The sequence below is a fragment of the Streptomyces sp. NPDC087422 genome (assembly GCF_044744145.1).
GTDB lineage: Bacteria > Actinomycetota > Actinomycetes > Streptomycetales > Streptomycetaceae > Actinacidiphila.
Map to the genome: position 1 here is coordinate 94,231 of NZ_JBIUXT010000012.1, position 14,794 is coordinate 109,024.

Here is a 14,794-nt window from a genome sequence, read left to right on the forward strand (position 1 = left end):
GGCCTGGTAGGGGGTGTCGCTGGGGTCAGCCCGGCTGGGGGCCGGTGGCGACCGGGTGGGCCGGGTCGGCGGACCATTCGCTCCAGGAGCCGACGTAGAGCGCGGCCGGGATCCCGGCCGCGGCGAGGGCGAGGACTTCGTGGGCGCCGGAGACCCCCGAGCCGCAGTAGACGCCCACTTCGGCGTCCGGCCCGGCGCCCAACCCGGTGAAGCGGTCGGTGAGTTCGGCGGCGGGCAGGAACCGGCCGTCGGCGCCGGTGTTCTGCGTGGTGGGTGCGTTGACGGCGCCGGGGATGTGCCCGCCGACGCGGTCGATCGGCTCCGAGTCGCCGCGGTAGCGCTCGGGCGCGCGGGCGTCGAGGAGCACCCCGCGGCGGGCGAGGTCGGCCGCCCCGGCCGCGTCGAGCAGCGGCAGGGCGCCGGTCGCGGGCACGAAGTCCCCCGCGCCCCCCGCGGGTTCGTCCCGGCTCAGCGGGTGTCCGGCCGCGGTCCAGGCCGCGAGGCCGCCGTCGAGGACGCGTACGCGGGTGTGTCCGGCCCAGCGCAGCAGCCACCAGGCGCGAGCCGCGCCCCAGCCCTGCCAGTTGTCGTACACGACGACGTCCCGGTCGCCGCTCACCCCGGCCCGGCGCATGGCGGCGCCGAACTCCTCGGGGTCGGGCAGCGGGTGCCGTCCGTGGGCCCCGGCGGGCCCGGCCAGTTCGGCGTCCAGGTCGACGTACCTTGCGCCGGGTACGTGGCCTTCGAGGTAGGCGGGGTGGCCGGGAGGGCCGCCGAGCTGCCAGCGCACATCGAGGACGGTGACGCCGTCCCGCTCTGCGGCGGAAGCGAGTTCGGTCACGGAGATGAGGGGTTCCATACGCACATTGTGGTCGACCGGTCGTAGCCGCCGTACGGCGGGACACCGTACGGCAACGGCCGCGAAACGGAAGCGACATGACATTTCGGTTGCCGCGCGGCACCAGGGTGATGAATGCGGCGCGGTCACGGCGCGCGCCGCTCCGGGTGGTGCGACGATCGGCTGTGCCACACCATTCCCGACCGGCGGGGCACGCCGTGCCGGCTGCCCGCCAGGAGACCGTAGCCATGACCGAGGTACCGAACCGTCGCCCGCCTGGCACCCCTTGCTGGGTCAGCCTCATGGCGCACCGGGCCGACCTTGCGCGGAGTTTCTACGGCGCGCTGTTCGGCTGGGAGTTCGTACCGGGACCGCCCCAACTGGGCACGTACGCCCTCGCCGAGCTGGACGGCCGCCGCATCGCGGGTATCGGCGAGGGGGCGCCGGAGCCGCACCGGCCGGTCGCCTGGACCACGATGCTCGCCTCCGACGACGTCGACGAGACCGCGGAACTGGTCCGCGAATGCGGGGGCACCGTCGGCATCGGCCCCCTCCAGGTCAACGACGAAGGACGGCTCGCCCTCGCCGTCGACCCCTCGGGTGCCGTCTTCGGCGTCTGGCAGGGCGGACTCCTCGGCGGCGCCGAGGCCACCGGCGAGCCCGGCACCCTCGCCTGGAGCGAGTTGGTGACGCGGGACGCCTCGCTCGTCGGCAAGTTCTACGAGGCCGTCTTCGGTCTCGAGGCCGAAGACGCCGCTTCCGACTCCGACGACGTCCTGCTCCGCGTCGGCGGCCACCCCGTCGCCGCGATCCACGGTGTCGGCTCCCGCGTCCCGCGCGACCGAGGGGCCCACTGGACGACCCACTTCGCCGTGGCGGACGTCGATGACGCCGCCGCCCGCGTCACGGCCCTCGGCGGCCACGTCATCCACCCCGCCCACCCGTCCCCCCACGGCCGCACCGCCACCCTCACCGACCCCGAAGGCGCCCCCTTCACCCTCCAGAGCCCGCCGTGAGCCGATCTCAGGGGCCCGAGGGAAGCCGGTCACATGGGCATGCAGACGTCCTCGTGGAACCGGCCCGCGGCTGATCCGGCGGAAGGCGTCTGCCCGGCGAAGGCGTGGGCGCTGACGGTGTGGCCGCCGCGCGGAGCTGAATTCGCTTCCGCGGTCTGTCCGGGCAAGGTGAATATGACCAAGCCGACGACAATGGCGGCAAAGTTGACCCGCATGCGTGATGCCCTCAAGTTCCGTTGAATCTATTGGAGGGCAAGATCCTGCGTGATCACATTGGGTGCGCGCAAGCATTCGAAACGTGCTGGCATATGCCAATTAGCAGATGCCAGGGCCGGGGTCGCGGTGCGCTATCATGCTTCTCTCTGCCAGCGATTTGACCGAGTTCGGTCAATTCTGATCAGGGTTTCGCGAATTCGCTCTGCCGCCATGTCGTTGAATGGCTCGAACAGCGCGAGTGCGCGCCGCCACAGGCCCCGTGCCTCCTCCGGACGCCCGTCGTCGAGGAGCAGGCCGGCGAGCGCGTCGCAGGCGAGCGCTTCTTCGTCCGGTACGCGGATGCGGAGGGCCACTGTGGCCGCCGCCTCCAAGTACTCCCTCGCTTTTCCGAGTTGGCGGGCCGCGCCCGCGGCGATCCCGAGCCCGCGGAGCGCGGCGGCCTCGTCGTCGCCGACGCCCAGTTCACGAGCCAGGCGGAGTGCGGCGTCGTGATGGATGGCGGCCTCCGCGTGGCGGCCCGCTTCCCGGTACACGGTCCCCAGTCCGTTGAGCGCGCTCGCCTCGTTCTTGCGGTCCCCGAGGCGGCGGAAGGCGGCCAGGGAGGAGGTGTGCATGTCCACGGCGGCGTCGAATTCCTCGGGAATTCTCATGGTGGTCGCGATATTCATGCGAATGGTCGCCCGGTCGGCCTCGCTCCCGGAATCGTTGTTCAAGGCGAGCGCTTCCTGGAAGGCGGTTCTCGCGGATTCGATGTCACCCGCCCGGCGCCGAAGGTCTCCGATATTGCTCAGTAATCTGGATTCCAGACGCAAGTCGCCCAATTGGCGCATGTCCTGGAGTGAGCGGGTGAATGATTCCAACGCGTTCCTGTGATCACCCATGTGGAGATAGGCGATCGCCAGGTTGTTCAAAGTCCTGGCCCGGTTCCACCGGTCGTCGCCCCTCAGTTCCAGAGATTCCTTGAGGATGGTCACCGCCGCCTCGCACTCACTCACATGCCAGTGCAGAACGCCGAGTTGGTTGAGCGACTCGGCTGTGGTCGCGTCGTCACCGGCGTCGCGGGCCAGGGCGAGGGCGCGCTCGGCCGCTTCCGCGGACCGCGGGTACTGGCTGGCGCGGGCGTGGACCGCCGCGAGGGAGAGAAGGGCGCGGGACTCGGCGCGGGGGGAGGCGGAGGCGTTCCAGTGGGCGACCGCTGCCCGGTGCATGGCGACCGCCTCGTGCCAGTAGCCCTCGGACTCGGCGAAGTCGGCCAGCGCGTGCGCGAGCCACGCGGCTTCGGCGGTGTGGCCCACCCGGCGCGCGTGCTGCTCGATGGAGAGCAGGCACTCCATCTCCTCGTCGAGCCAGCCGTGGGCCGCGGCGGCGTCGGGGAAGGAGGGGACGAACGCCTGGTGGGCCGGTGCGGGCAGGTCGAGGCGGAAGCGGTGCGGGCGCAGCAGGCGGTCGGCGCGGTCGGCGGTCCGCAGGGCGTACTCGGTGAGACGCAGAAGCGCGTCGGCGTTGGCCGCCTTCTCCGACTCGGCCAGCAGCGTGGCGTACTCGGCGAGCAGGTCGTGGAAGCGGTAGCGGTTCGCCCGCGGTTCCTGCAGGAGATGGCACTCCAGCAGGTCCTCGATCAGCCGCTCGGTGCGGTCCAGCGGTTCGTCGATGATCGCGGCGGCGGCGTACGCGCCGAAGTCGGGGCCGGGATGGAGGCTGAGACGGCGGAAGGCGGCACGCTGTGGTGCGGACAGCGCGTTGTAGGAGAGTTCGAATGCGGCGGCCATCTCCTGGTGGCCGTCCCGTATTTCGAGCAGACGACCGGGTCGGCGGGACAGACGCTCGATGAGATGGCCGAGATTCCAGGAGGGCCGCGCCTTGAACCGGCTGGCCACGATTTCCACCGCGAGCGGCAGCAGCGCGCAGCGCTTGACCACTGCCTCGATCTTGGCCGGGTCATTCGCGCGTTCGGGTCCGACAAGCCGCCGGAACAGGCCGATCGCATCGTCGAGCGGAAGAACATCCACGAACATCGGCCGCGCGGACGGGAGTTCGGTGAGGCGGTGTCTGCTGGTGATCAGTACGAGTGAGGCGCTGTCGTCCGGAAGAAGCGGTACGACCTGCTCCGAATTCTGTGCGTCGTCGAGGACGATGACCGCACGTTTTCCCGTGAGAACGGTCCGCCACAGCGCGGTACGTTCCGGAAGATCGTGCGGAATCTCACCCGGCGGGATACCGAACGCGCGCAGGAGCGCGGTCAGTCCCGCCTCGGGCGTCATCGGCGGCCGGGACGCCGAGTGGGTGTGGAGGTCGATGAAGATCTGCCCGTCCGGGTACCGGTCGCCGAGCCGGTAGGCGGCGTGGAGAGCCAGCGCGCTCTTGCCGACGCCCGCCATGCCGGAGATCGCCTCGATGGTGATGACCGATCCCGCGGTCCCGAGCGCCGCGTCCGCGGTGAGAAGCCGGTTCAGTTCGCCTTCCCGGCCGACGAGTTGCTGGCGGCGGGGCAGATTGCGCGGGCCGCGGGCGGCCGGTGGTCCCGTGGACTCCTCCGGGCGCAGATCGGGGACGAGTTCGCGCAGCGGAGCCTGGCGGAGAATCAGGCGGTGGGTGTGGGTGAGGCGTTCGCCGGGATCGGTACCGAGCCGGTCCTGGAGCAGCCGCCTGGTGCGTTGGAACGCCGCGAGCGAGTCGGCGTGCCGACCGCTTCCGTACAGCGCCACCATCAGGTGCCGGGCCAGCGTCTCGTCCATGGGATGGGCCTCGGTCAGCTCCGTCAGCTCGGATACCACGTCGGCGAACTGCCGTAGCCTCATGCGCAGTTCGAGCTTCGCGTGGGTCGCCGTGAGCCGGCGTTCCGTCATCGCGGTACGCGCCGCGTGCGCCCAGACCCCGGGCAGCCCCGCCAGGGCCTCGCCGACCCACAGGCTCTCCGCGTCCTCGAACAGGGCCAAGGCACGGGCGTCCTTCTCCGCATCCTGGCCGGGGCCTGAACCGGTGCCCGCCGCCGCACCGGTCTCCGGGTCGTGGACGGCCCTGGCGTCGCCGGACAGTCGCAGGTACCGGTGCCAGTCGATGATCTCCGGATCGGCTTCCAAGGTGTACGAATGCGCGCGCAGCGTGATGACGGCGTCAGGGCGCCGGCCGGTCGCTTCGGCCGCGTCCCGTATGACGCGACGCAGCCGGGAGATGTAGGTGTGGAGATTCGCGCGCGCGTGCTCCGGGGGTTCCTCGTCCCATAATCGGGCCGCCAGGACATCGCGGGCGACCGGCCGACCGACGTCCAGGGCGAGTGACGCGAGGAGACAGCGCTCGCGGTCGGATCCGAGTCGCGGGACCGTCCCGTTCGCCGATAACTCGACCGCCCCCAGGAGATGAATCTCCATCGTCGCCCCCACCCGTCACACCGTCTCGAAATGTGAGCATGACACGACGGTGCGTCACTGTGCCATACCACCCAGGCCCGCCGCAGGGCGGAAATAGCTCATACTGTGCGCGGGTGACAACTTCATCTGCTATATGCGGCCAGTTGGAGCGACGGGGGAACGAACCGTGGACGCGATCACTCTCGACGCCATCGAAGGGGCATTGAGCCGCGCGAGTACGACGGCCCGTGCCACGGCCGCCGCCCTTTTACCGGACCCGCCCGCCGACTTACCGGATCAGGCGACCGGCGAGGGCGGGTTGGCGCGGGCACTGCTGGACGCGGTCTCAAGGAATCCGGCGCTCCTTCGCGACCTGACCCACTGGATGGCGGTGGTGGAGGCCGAGGCGCCGCGCGAGGTCTCGACCGTCCGCGTCGACCACCGCAACACGGTCGTCGGCGGCGACCACCGGGCGGGTATCGTCCAGGCCGGCACGGTCGGCGACATCCACTGGCACGCCGCGCCCGCTCCCATGCCCGCAGCGCTGCCTGTGCCGCGGCAGTTGATCGCGGGGCCCCGGCGGCTCGCGGGCCGCGAACGCGATCTCGAGGCGCTGGACGCGTTGCGCCTCGGCGCGGAGCGGCGGGACGGCCCCTTGGTGGCCGTCGTCAACGGGCCCGCCGGTGTGGGCAAGACGGCTCTGGTGTCGTACTGGCTGCGAGGGCAGGCCGACGACTTCCCCGACGGGCAGCTCTACGCCGACCTGCGCGGGCACGCCCCCGAAGGCCCTGCCGATCCGTCGGAGGCGCTGGGCATGTTCCTGCGGGCCTTCGGGATGAACTCGATACCTTCCGGTCTCGCGGAGGCCGCCGCGCTGTGGAGGTCGGTCACCGCGGGCCGACGCCTGATCCTCATGCTGGACAACGTCATCTCCGCGGCGCAGGTCAGGCCCCTGCTGCCGGGCGCGGAGCAGAGCATCGTCGCGGTCACCAGCCGAAGGCGGCTGACCGGCTTGGGACTTGAGGGCGCCGTTTTCCAGCCCCTCGGCTTCCTCGACGACGACGCGTCCGCCGAGATCCTGCGCCAGCGGCTCGGCGCGGGGCGGGTCGCCGCCGAACCCGCCGCCACCCGCCGCGTGGTGGACCGGTGCGGCGGCCTGGCACTCGCGGTCTGCGTGGCCGCCGCACGGATGGCCGCCCGCCCGGGACAGCCCCTGGCCGCGACCGCTGAAGCGCTGGACCGCGGGGCGGAACGGCTGACCGTGCTGCGCGTCGGAGAGGGGATCGCCGTGCAGAGCGCCCTCGATGCCTCCTACCGGTTTCTCAGGGAGGATTCCGCGGCCCTGTACCGGCTGCTCGGGGTGCTGCCCTTCGCCGAGTTCACCCCGGAACTCGCCGCGGCGGCGGCGGGCCTCGGCCGTACCGACGCCGAACGGCGGACCGACGCGCTGGCGGAGGTGAGCCTGCTGGAGGAACTCGGCGACGAACGGCACCGCTTCCACGACCTGGTCCGCCTGCACGCCCGCGGCCTCGCGGAGGCGCGCGACCCGGAGCCGGTCCGTACGGCCGCCGTACGCCGGGCGCTGGAGTGGTACCTGGCGACGGCGACGGCCGCGGAGGAGCTGATCAGCCCGTCCCACCGCACCTTGGACCGCGACTACGAATTTCCGCCGGACGCGGAGCCGGGACCCCGTTTCGCCACCGAGAAGGCGGCGCTCGGGTGGCTGGGGCGGGAGCAGCGCCACCTCATGACCGCTCTGCGCACGGCCGTGGACGCGCGGTGGAACGGTCTGGCCTGGCAGCTCGCCGACGCGATGTGGCCGCTCTTCCTGCGGCTGCGTCCGTACGACCTGTGGGTGGAGGCGCACCGGCTGGGGCTCGACGCGGCGCGCCGGGACCGGCACGCGCAGGGGGAGTTGCGGATGTTGACGTCCGGCGGGGCGGGGCTGCGCAACTCGGGTCACCCGGAGGAGGCCGTGGTCTGGTTCGGCCAGGCGCTGGACCTGGCGCGGCTGCACGGCGACCGGTACATGGAGGCCCAGGCGCTGCACGGCATCGGGCAGTCGTACCACCTGGCGGGACGGCTGGACGAGGCCGTGGGACCGTTCGCCGAGGCGCTGGGGATCAGGGAAGCGATCGGCTACCGCAGAGGGGCGGCGCTGTCCCGGCTGTGCCTCGGCGATGTCGCGCTCTCCGGAGGGCGGCCGGGCGACGCGGTCGAGCCGCTGCGCCGGGCACGGGCCGACCTGCTCACGGCGTCGGACCCGTACGACGCCGCCAGGGCGCTGGCGCTGCTCGGCCGTGCGCTCGGCGAGGTCGGTGAGACCGACCTCGCCGAACGCCATCTGCGCAAGGCGGCGGAGGAGTTCCGCGACCGCGGCTCCGCGCACTGGGAAGCACGGTCGTGGGAACTGCTCGGCCTCCTGTACCGGCGGTCGGACCGCCCGGACGACGCCCGGCGGGCGTTCGAGCGGTCGCTGGGGATCTACGAGAGCGTCGGCGCCCCGGACGCGGACCGTCTGACCGAGCGCGTCGCCCGCCCCGGCGGCGCTACCGGCACCTCGCCACCCGAGTCCCCAGCCCTGTCGTCCGACGGGCCCCCCGGCCCCGGCGCGAACTGAACCGAGCCGAGGCCGTGCACGAGCAGCCCCACCGGCAGGTCCACCGGAAGGCGGGCCACCAGCCAGGCGTGCAGGAGTGAGCCGACCGCCGCGACCGCGGGCCACGTGCCCGCGGTTCGCAGGCCCGCCCGCGCCGTCAGCGCCAGCGGGGGAGCGGTGGCACAGACCGCCACGCAGCGACCCTGCCCGTACCCCACGCAGACCACCCGCGCTCCGGGACTCCCGCGGAGCACCGCCCCGGCCCGATCGGCCGCGGCGGCCATGGTGGCGGCTTCCTCGGCGTCCCACAGGACGTCGGCGCAGTGCCGCCAGCGGGCATCGTGCCCGCTGTCCAGCCGGGCGCTCACATGCTCGTCGGTGAAGGCGGCGAACGGCGGGGAACCGGCGTCGTCGGGCCGGGGAATCCGCAGCATCACCCGTACCTGACGGTGGCCGGACGGCGTCACCACGTGTCACCTCCCCGTACCGCCGCGGTCGGCAGCGGCTCCGGAAGCGGCAGCCGTCTGGTGGACGGCTCGTGCGCGGGTTCGCCCAGTCCCAGGAACCGGTACAGCAGACCTCTCATGTTCTGGTTGAAGCGGCCGGGCTCCGAGGAGATCCTGGTGGAGATGTCGCGGTACGCCTGCGGCTCGTACCGGCCCTCGGCGTAGGCGAGTTGACGGGACAGCGGGTGGGTCGGCGACAGGGCGGGCGCCACGGTCGCCAGCACCGCGGCGGGCGAATGGGGATTGACGTCCTGCTCGACGAATCTGGCCATCACGATCGGTACGTCGCACATCGTCGCGTAGAGCGTCACGGATCCGTGGTCGCCGATGACGAAGTCCGAGGCGATCAGCAGCGGGCGCCAGTCGGTTTCCGGGCCGATGAGCGGGACGGCGCCCAGACCGTTCTCCGTGAGCCAGGCCCGCACCTGCCAGCCGCCGTGCCCGGCCCACACATTGGGATGCAGCAGCAGGGCCTTGCGATAGCCGTCCTCAGGGGCCAGTTCGGTCAGCAGGCGCGGCAGCAGTGCCTCCAGCCGGTTGAAGCTCGACCCGAGGCCCCAGGTGGAACAGACCAGCACCAGCTTCTCCCCGTCCCGCAGGCCCAGCGCCCTGCGGTACTCGTCCCGGCGCCCCAGGCTGCGCGCGATCCGGTCGTACGAGGCGTCCCCGACCACCTCGGCGATGGGCAGCGCCTCGGGGCAGGACCGCGACAGCAGCGCCAGGTCGTCGCGGTGGGCGAGGGCGTACGCGCAGGGCACGACGCGGTCGCCCCACATCAGGTAGTTCCTGCCGAGCCCGCCGACAGCGCGTTGCGGCCCGTCGCCCGGACGGGACAGCTTCATGTGGCCCGCCCCGTGCGGGACGCGGACCAGGGGACCGCGCAGTCGCTCCATCCCCTGGGAACCCGCGGCGAGGACGAGGTCGAATTCGGTGGCGACCGCCTTGGCCCAGGGCAGCACCTGGGCGTCCAGGGCCTCGAGGAAGCGGCGAACTCCCGGATTGAAGGCGTGCGGTGCGATCGTGAACATCACGTGGATCCGCAGATCGGAGCGGAGCAGCTCGAACACGTCCTGGAGCCGTTGCCCGTAGACCAGGGTGTGGACCACGACCAGGACCTTTTTGCAGCCGGACAGTGTGGCCCACTGTCCGGGATCGCGTATGACCGGGCCGCTCGGCCCGCTCACCGTTGACATGGGTGAAACCCCCCGTCGGAACGACGTTCAACGACCGGTGCCCGGCCGCTGTCGACGGCTTTCCCCGACCGTCTGGCGGAAGGCATGCCAAACCCTTGCGGAAACCTTGCGGCACAGGCGGCGGGGCCCTCATCCGGTGGACGCCCGGTCCCGCTCGGGGCGTCAAGACGCCGTCAAGGTCGCCCCGGCGGTGGCCGCGCGCCCGGAATATCCCGTTGCGCGGTTCTAGAGTCGGAGGGTGCGCCTGCCGGGCCGTCCGGGCGAAGGGGGCGGCGGAGCGGGACGATGGAGACATGGCACGCGGGAAGCTGCGCATTTATCTGGGGGCGGCACCTGGTGTGGGGAAGACCTACGCCATGTTGTCGGAGGCGCATCGGCGTGCGGAGCGCGGTACGGACGTGGTGGTCGGGTACGTGGAGCACCACAGGAGGCCGCGGACCGAGGTGATGCTGGCGGGCCTGGAGGAGATCCGGCGCAAGGAGATCGACTACCGGGGGACCGTGTTCACGGAGATGGACGTGGACGCGGTGCTGGAGCGGGCGCCCGAGGTGGTGCTGGTCGACGAGCTGGCGCACACCAATGTGCCGGGGTCGCGGAACGCGAAGCGGTGGCAGGACGTCGAGGAGCTGCTGAAGGCCGGGATCCACGTCGTCTCGAACGTCAACATCCAGCACCTGGAGTCACTCGGTGACGTGGTGGAGTCCATCACCGGGGTGAAGCAGCGCGAGACGGTGCCGGACGAGGTGGTGCGCAGGGCCGACCAGATAGAGCTGGTCGACATGTCGCCCCAGGCGCTGCGCCGCCGGATGGCGCACGGCAACATCTACGCCCCCGACCGGGTCGACGCGGCGCTGTCCAACTACTTCCGCCCCGGCAATCTGACCGCGCTGCGCGAGCTGGCGCTGCTGTGGACCGCGGACCGGGTCGACGAATACCTCCAGCAGTACCGGGCCGACCACCGGATATCGGCCGCGTGGCAGGCCAGGGAGCGGATCGTGGTCGGCCTGACCGGCGGCCCCGAGGGCCGCACGCTGCTGCGCCGGGCGGCCAGGATGGCCGCCAAGGGCTCGGGCAGCGAGATCCTGGCCGTGCACATCGTGCGCAGCGACGGCCTGGTGTCCGGCTCGGCCAAGGAACTGGCCGTCCAGCGGGCCCTGGTCGAGGACCTGGGCGGATCCTTCCACCACGTCATCGGCGACGACGTGCCGGACGCGCTGCTGGACTTCGCGCGCGGCGTCGACGCCACCCAGATCGTGCTCGGCACGAGCCGCCGCAAGGCGTGGCAGTACGTGTTCGGGCCGGGCGTCGGCAGCACCGTGGCCCGCGACTCCGGCGACATCGACGTCCACATCGTCACCCACGAGCACGCTGCCAAGGGCCGCGGGCTGCCCTCCGCGCGGGGCGCGAAACTCGGCCGCTCCAGGGTCGTGGCGGGCTGGCTGACCGGCGTCGCGGGCCCCGTACTGCTGGCGGTGCTGCTCACCCGCTGGCACCCCGGCATGAGCCAGGCCACCGAGATGCTGGTCTTCCTGACCATGACGGTCGCCGCGGCCCTGATCGGCGGACTGCTGCCCGCGCTGGCCGCGGCCCTGGTCGGCTCGCTGCTGCTCAACTACTACTTCACGCCGCCGACGCACTCCTTCACCATCGCCCAGCCAGAGAACATCATCGCCATCGCGATCTTCATCGTCGTCGGCGCCGCCGTCGCCTCCGTGGTGGACCTGGCCGCCCGCCGCACCCAGCAGGCCGCGCGGCTGCGCGCGGAGGCCGAGATCCTGTCGTACCTGGCGGGCAGCGTCCTGCGCGGCGAGAGCTCGCTCGAAGCGCTGCTGGAACGGGTCAGGGAGACCTTCGGCATGGACGCCGTGGTGCTGCTGGAACGGGACGACGAGCACGCGGCCTGGCACTGCGCCGCGAGCGTCGGCAGCACCCCCTGCGTACGGCCCGAGGACGCCGACGTGGAGGTGCCCGTCAACGACCGGCTCACCCTCGCGCTCACCGGCCGCGTCCTGCCCGCCTCCGACCGCCGCGTGCTGTCGGCGTTCGCCGCGCAGGCCGCCGTGGTGCTGGACCGCAAGCGGCTGACCGACGAGGCGGCCAAAGCCAGGGAGCTTGCCGAGGGCAACCGAATACGTACGGCCCTGCTGGCCGCCGTCTCGCACGACCTGCGCACCCCGCTCGCCGGGATCAAAGCGTCGGTGTCCTCGCTGCGCTCCGCGGACGTCGCCTGGTCGCCGGAGGACGAGGCGGAACTGCTGGCCGGGATCGAGGACGGCGCCGACCGCCTGGACCACCTGGTGGGCAACCTCCTGGACATGTCACGGCTCCAGACCGGCACCGTCTCCCCGCTGATCCGCGAGCTCGACCTGGACGAGGTGGTGCCGATGGCGCTCGGCGGCGTCCCCGAGCAGAGCGTCGCCCTCGACATCCCCGAAACGCTCCCGATGGTCGCCGTCGACCCCGGCCTGCTGGAGCGCAGCGTCGCCAACGTCGTCGAGAACGCCGTCAAGTACAGCCCGGAGAACGAGAAGGTGCTGGTCGCCGCCAGCGCGCTCGGCCACCGCGTCGAACTGCGCGTGGTCGACCGCGGCCCCGGCGTCCCCGAGAGCGCCAGGGACCACATCTTCGAGCCGTTCCAGCGGTACGGGGACGCGCCGCGCGGCAACGGCGTCGGCCTCGGCCTCGCGGTGGCGCGCGGCTTCGTCGAGGCGATGGGCGGGACACTGGTCGCCGAGGACACACCCGGCGGCGGCCTCACGATGGTGCTGACGCTGCCCGCCGCGCACGGGGCCCCCGCAGCGCCCGGCGTTCCCGACCGGCCCGCCACGGCCGTCTCATGACCGAACAGAAGAGTGCACAGAAGATCGAACAGAAGAGCGAACAGAAGAGGACGCACATGTACCGGGTGCTCGTGGTGGACGACGAGCCGCAGATCGTCCGCGCCCTCGTCATCAATCTGCGGGCCCGCGCCTACGAGGTCGACGCCGCGCACGACGGCGCCACCGCGCTGCGGGTCGCCGCCGCCCGCCACCCCGACGTGGTCGTCCTCGACCTCGGGCTGCCCGACATGGACGGCGTCGAGGTGATCCGCGGCCTGCGCGGCTGGACCCGCGTGCCGATCATCGTGCTCTCCGCCCGGCAGGCGTCCGACGAGAAGGTGGAGGCGCTGGACGCGGGCGCCGACGACTACGTCACCAAGCCGTTCGGCATGGACGAGCTGCTGGCCCGGCTGCGCGCCGCGGTCCGCCGCGCCACGCCCACCGGACCCGACGACGACGCCGCCGTCATCGAGACCGAGTCCTTCACCGTCGACCTGGCGGCGAAGAAGGTCAACAGGGACGGCGCGGACGTACGCCTCACCCCGACCGAGTGGCACCTGCTGGAGGTGCTGGTACGCAGCCCCGGCCGGCTGGTCAGCCAGAAGCAGCTCCTCCAGGAGGTCTGGGGGCCCGCCTACGGCACCGAGAGCAACTACCTGCGGGTCTACATGGCGCAGCTGCGCCGCAAGCTGGAGGCCGACCCGGCCCGCCCCCGGCACTTCATCACCGAACCGGGCATGGGGTACCGCTTCGAGCAGTGACCGGGCTTCCGGTGGCGACCCGGTCCGGTGGCGACCCGGTCCGGCAGTGACCCGGCTCTCCCGGAGCCGCCCCTTCGGGGCAATGACCGGGCTCTGACTGGCCGGTACCCTGGGGAATATGAGTGGTGCCATCCGTTCGGACCGACCCGCGGGACGTTTCCGCCGCATGCTCGACCGCCTGTCCTCCTCGCAGGAGGAGCTGCACTCCGAGGAGCTGCAGAAGGACGCCCTGGCCGTCGGCTGCACGAGGATCTGCGACTGCTCCGACCGCCAGATAGTGTCCGTCACCGGTACGCTGCGTACGGTCACCCTCCGTCCCCGGGCCGGTGTGCCCGCGCTGGAGGCGGAACTCTTCGACGGGTCCGCCGCGCTGGACGTGGTCTGGCTCGGCCGCCGCAGTATCAGCGGTATCGAACCCGGCCGTCGGATCATCGCCTCCGGCCGGATCTCCATGAACCGGGGTCGTCCGGTGCTGTTCAACCCCAAGTACGAACTGCGTCCGGTCGGACAGGAGTAACAGGTGGCGTCGATCGACAACACGGATCAGACGGTCCGCGCGGATTCCCGGCCGCCCGGCGGGAGCACGGACGGTACAGGGACCGACGAGGTCACCGGCGAGGCCGCGGGCGGGATCACCGACGAGTCGCGGGCGGTCACCGAGGCCGCGCTCTTCGACGCCTTCGGCGGGCTGCGCGGCATGGTGGAGACCACCGTGCCCGGCCTGGTCTTCGTCGCGATCTACACGGTCAACAAGGACCTCAAGAGCTCGGCCATCGCCGCCCTCGCGCTGTCGGTGCTGATGGGCGTGGCGCGGCTGGCCCGCAAGGACACCCTCAAGCACGCCTTCAGCGGGGTCTTCGGCGTCGCCTTCGGCGCGGTCTTCGCCATGATGTCGGGCAACGCGAAGAACTTCTATCTGCCCGGCATGCTCTACACGCTCGGCCTGGCCGTCGCGTATCTGGTCTCCGCCGCCGCAGGCTTCCCGCTGCTCGGCCTGATCCTCGGGCCGATCTTCAAGGAGAACCTGTCCTGGCGGAAGCGGAATCCCGGACGGCTGCGCGCGTACACCAAGGCGAGCTGGGCCTGGGGCCTGATCCTGCTGGCCAAGTCGGCGATCCTCTTCCCGCTGTACTGGTGGGGCAACGCGACGCAGCTCGGCTGGGTCAAGGTCGCGCTCGGCATCCCGCCGTTCCTGCTGTCGGTGTACCTGACCTGGATCTTCCTGGTGAAGGCGCCGCCGCCGATCGACGTGATCGCGGAGATGGAGGCGGCCGAGGCCGCGGAGAAGGCCGAAAAAGCCGAAAAAGCCGAAAAGGGCGGAACGGCGGAAAGCACGGAAAAGGCCGGGCAGACGGGCACGACGGGGAAGTCCGCCAAGCACGCCAGGCCCTGAACCGCGCGTCCGTACGGCATGCGAAAGGGGGCGGGGGGCGCGGCCGGGGGGGGGGGGGGGGCCCCCCCCCCCGGGGGGGGGGGGGGGGTGCCGCCCACAAGCGGGG

Annotated in this window: 10 protein-coding genes; 7 read left to right on the top strand and 3 right to left on the bottom strand. The window is 71.9% G+C overall.

Annotated elements, in window-relative coordinates:
- Positions 1–25 precede the first annotated feature (25 nt).
- Positions 26–859, bottom strand: coding sequence for a sulfurtransferase (locus tag ACIO6U_RS30105; RefSeq protein ID WP_401723887.1), 834 nt, complete (start codon positions 857–859; stop codon positions 26–28).
- A 227-nt stretch (positions 860–1,086) separates the two neighbouring features.
- Between ACIO6U_RS30105 and ACIO6U_RS30110 the strand changes: the two genes are divergently transcribed.
- Entirely contained in the window at positions 1,087–1,854 is a 768-nt protein-coding gene (locus ACIO6U_RS30110; protein ID WP_391163847.1) for a VOC family protein, read from the top strand.
- A 33-nt stretch (positions 1,855–1,887) separates the two neighbouring features.
- Positions 1,888–2,094 (top strand): hypothetical protein, encoded by a 207-nt coding sequence (locus tag ACIO6U_RS30115; RefSeq protein WP_391163849.1) that lies wholly within the window; start codon positions 1,888–1,890, stop codon positions 2,092–2,094.
- Between the two features lie 110 nt (positions 2,095–2,204).
- Here ACIO6U_RS30115 and ACIO6U_RS30120 read toward each other — a convergent pair whose 3' ends face one another.
- Entirely contained in the window at positions 2,205–5,438 is a 3,234-nt protein-coding gene (locus ACIO6U_RS30120; protein ID WP_401723891.1) for an AfsR/SARP family transcriptional regulator, read from the bottom strand.
- Between the two features lie 166 nt (positions 5,439–5,604).
- Here ACIO6U_RS30120 and ACIO6U_RS30125 point away from each other — a divergent pair, with 166 nt between their 5' ends.
- Positions 5,605–8,037, top strand: a complete 2,433-nt coding sequence (locus tag ACIO6U_RS30125) for a tetratricopeptide repeat protein (protein WP_401723894.1) — start codon at positions 5,605–5,607, stop codon at positions 8,035–8,037.
- Between the two features lie 442 nt (positions 8,038–8,479).
- Here the strand turns inward: ACIO6U_RS30125 and ACIO6U_RS30130 are convergent, their stop codons facing one another.
- Positions 8,480–9,628, bottom strand: a complete 1,149-nt coding sequence (locus ACIO6U_RS30130; RefSeq protein ID WP_401723897.1) for a hypothetical protein — start codon at positions 9,626–9,628, stop codon at positions 8,480–8,482.
- Between the two features lie 380 nt (positions 9,629–10,008).
- Here ACIO6U_RS30130 and ACIO6U_RS30135 point away from each other — a divergent pair, with 380 nt between their 5' ends.
- The 4 genes from ACIO6U_RS30135 to ACIO6U_RS30150 all read left to right on the top strand — a co-directional run bounded on the left by ACIO6U_RS30135 (position 10,009) and on the right by ACIO6U_RS30150 (position 14,688).
- A complete protein-coding gene (locus tag ACIO6U_RS30135) occupies positions 10,009–12,555 on the top strand; it encodes a sensor histidine kinase KdpD (RefSeq protein ID WP_355338503.1) in 2,547 nt (848 codons plus the stop codon).
- Positions 12,556–12,611: 56 nt separating this feature from the next.
- Positions 12,612–13,295 (top strand): response regulator, encoded by a 684-nt coding sequence (locus tag ACIO6U_RS30140; RefSeq protein WP_188282663.1) that lies wholly within the window; start codon positions 12,612–12,614, stop codon positions 13,293–13,295.
- A gap of 118 nt (positions 13,296–13,413) precedes the next feature.
- The gene (locus ACIO6U_RS30145) at positions 13,414–13,812 is read left to right on the top strand and encodes an OB-fold nucleic acid binding domain-containing protein (protein ID WP_188282613.1); all 399 of its coding nucleotides are present in this window, start codon (positions 13,414–13,416) and stop codon (positions 13,810–13,812) included.
- A 114-nt stretch (positions 13,813–13,926) separates the two neighbouring features.
- The gene (locus ACIO6U_RS30150; RefSeq protein WP_401724040.1) at positions 13,927–14,688 is read left to right on the top strand and encodes a DUF3159 domain-containing protein; all 762 of its coding nucleotides are present in this window, start codon (positions 13,927–13,929) and stop codon (positions 14,686–14,688) included.
- Positions 14,689–14,794: the final 106 nt, after the last annotated feature.

Coding starts and splice junctions, on each gene's coding strand:
- ACIO6U_RS30110 (WP_391163847.1), top strand. CDS start 1,087: ATGACCGAGGTACCGAACCGTCGCCCGCCTGGCACCCCTTGCTGGGTC.
- ACIO6U_RS30120 (WP_401723891.1), bottom strand. CDS start 5,438: ATGGAGATTCATCTCCTGGGGGCGGTCGAGTTATCGGCGAACGGGACG.
- ACIO6U_RS30145 (WP_188282613.1), top strand. CDS start 13,414: ATGAGTGGTGCCATCCGTTCGGACCGACCCGCGGGACGTTTCCGCCGC.
- ACIO6U_RS30140 (WP_188282663.1), top strand. CDS start 12,612: ATGTACCGGGTGCTCGTGGTGGACGACGAGCCGCAGATCGTCCGCGCC.
- ACIO6U_RS30135 (WP_355338503.1), top strand. CDS start 10,009: ATGGCACGCGGGAAGCTGCGCATTTATCTGGGGGCGGCACCTGGTGTG.
- ACIO6U_RS30115 (WP_391163849.1), top strand. CDS start 1,888: ATGGGCATGCAGACGTCCTCGTGGAACCGGCCCGCGGCTGATCCGGCG.
- ACIO6U_RS30105 (WP_401723887.1), bottom strand. CDS start 859: ATGGAACCCCTCATCTCCGTGACCGAACTCGCTTCCGCCGCAGAGCGG.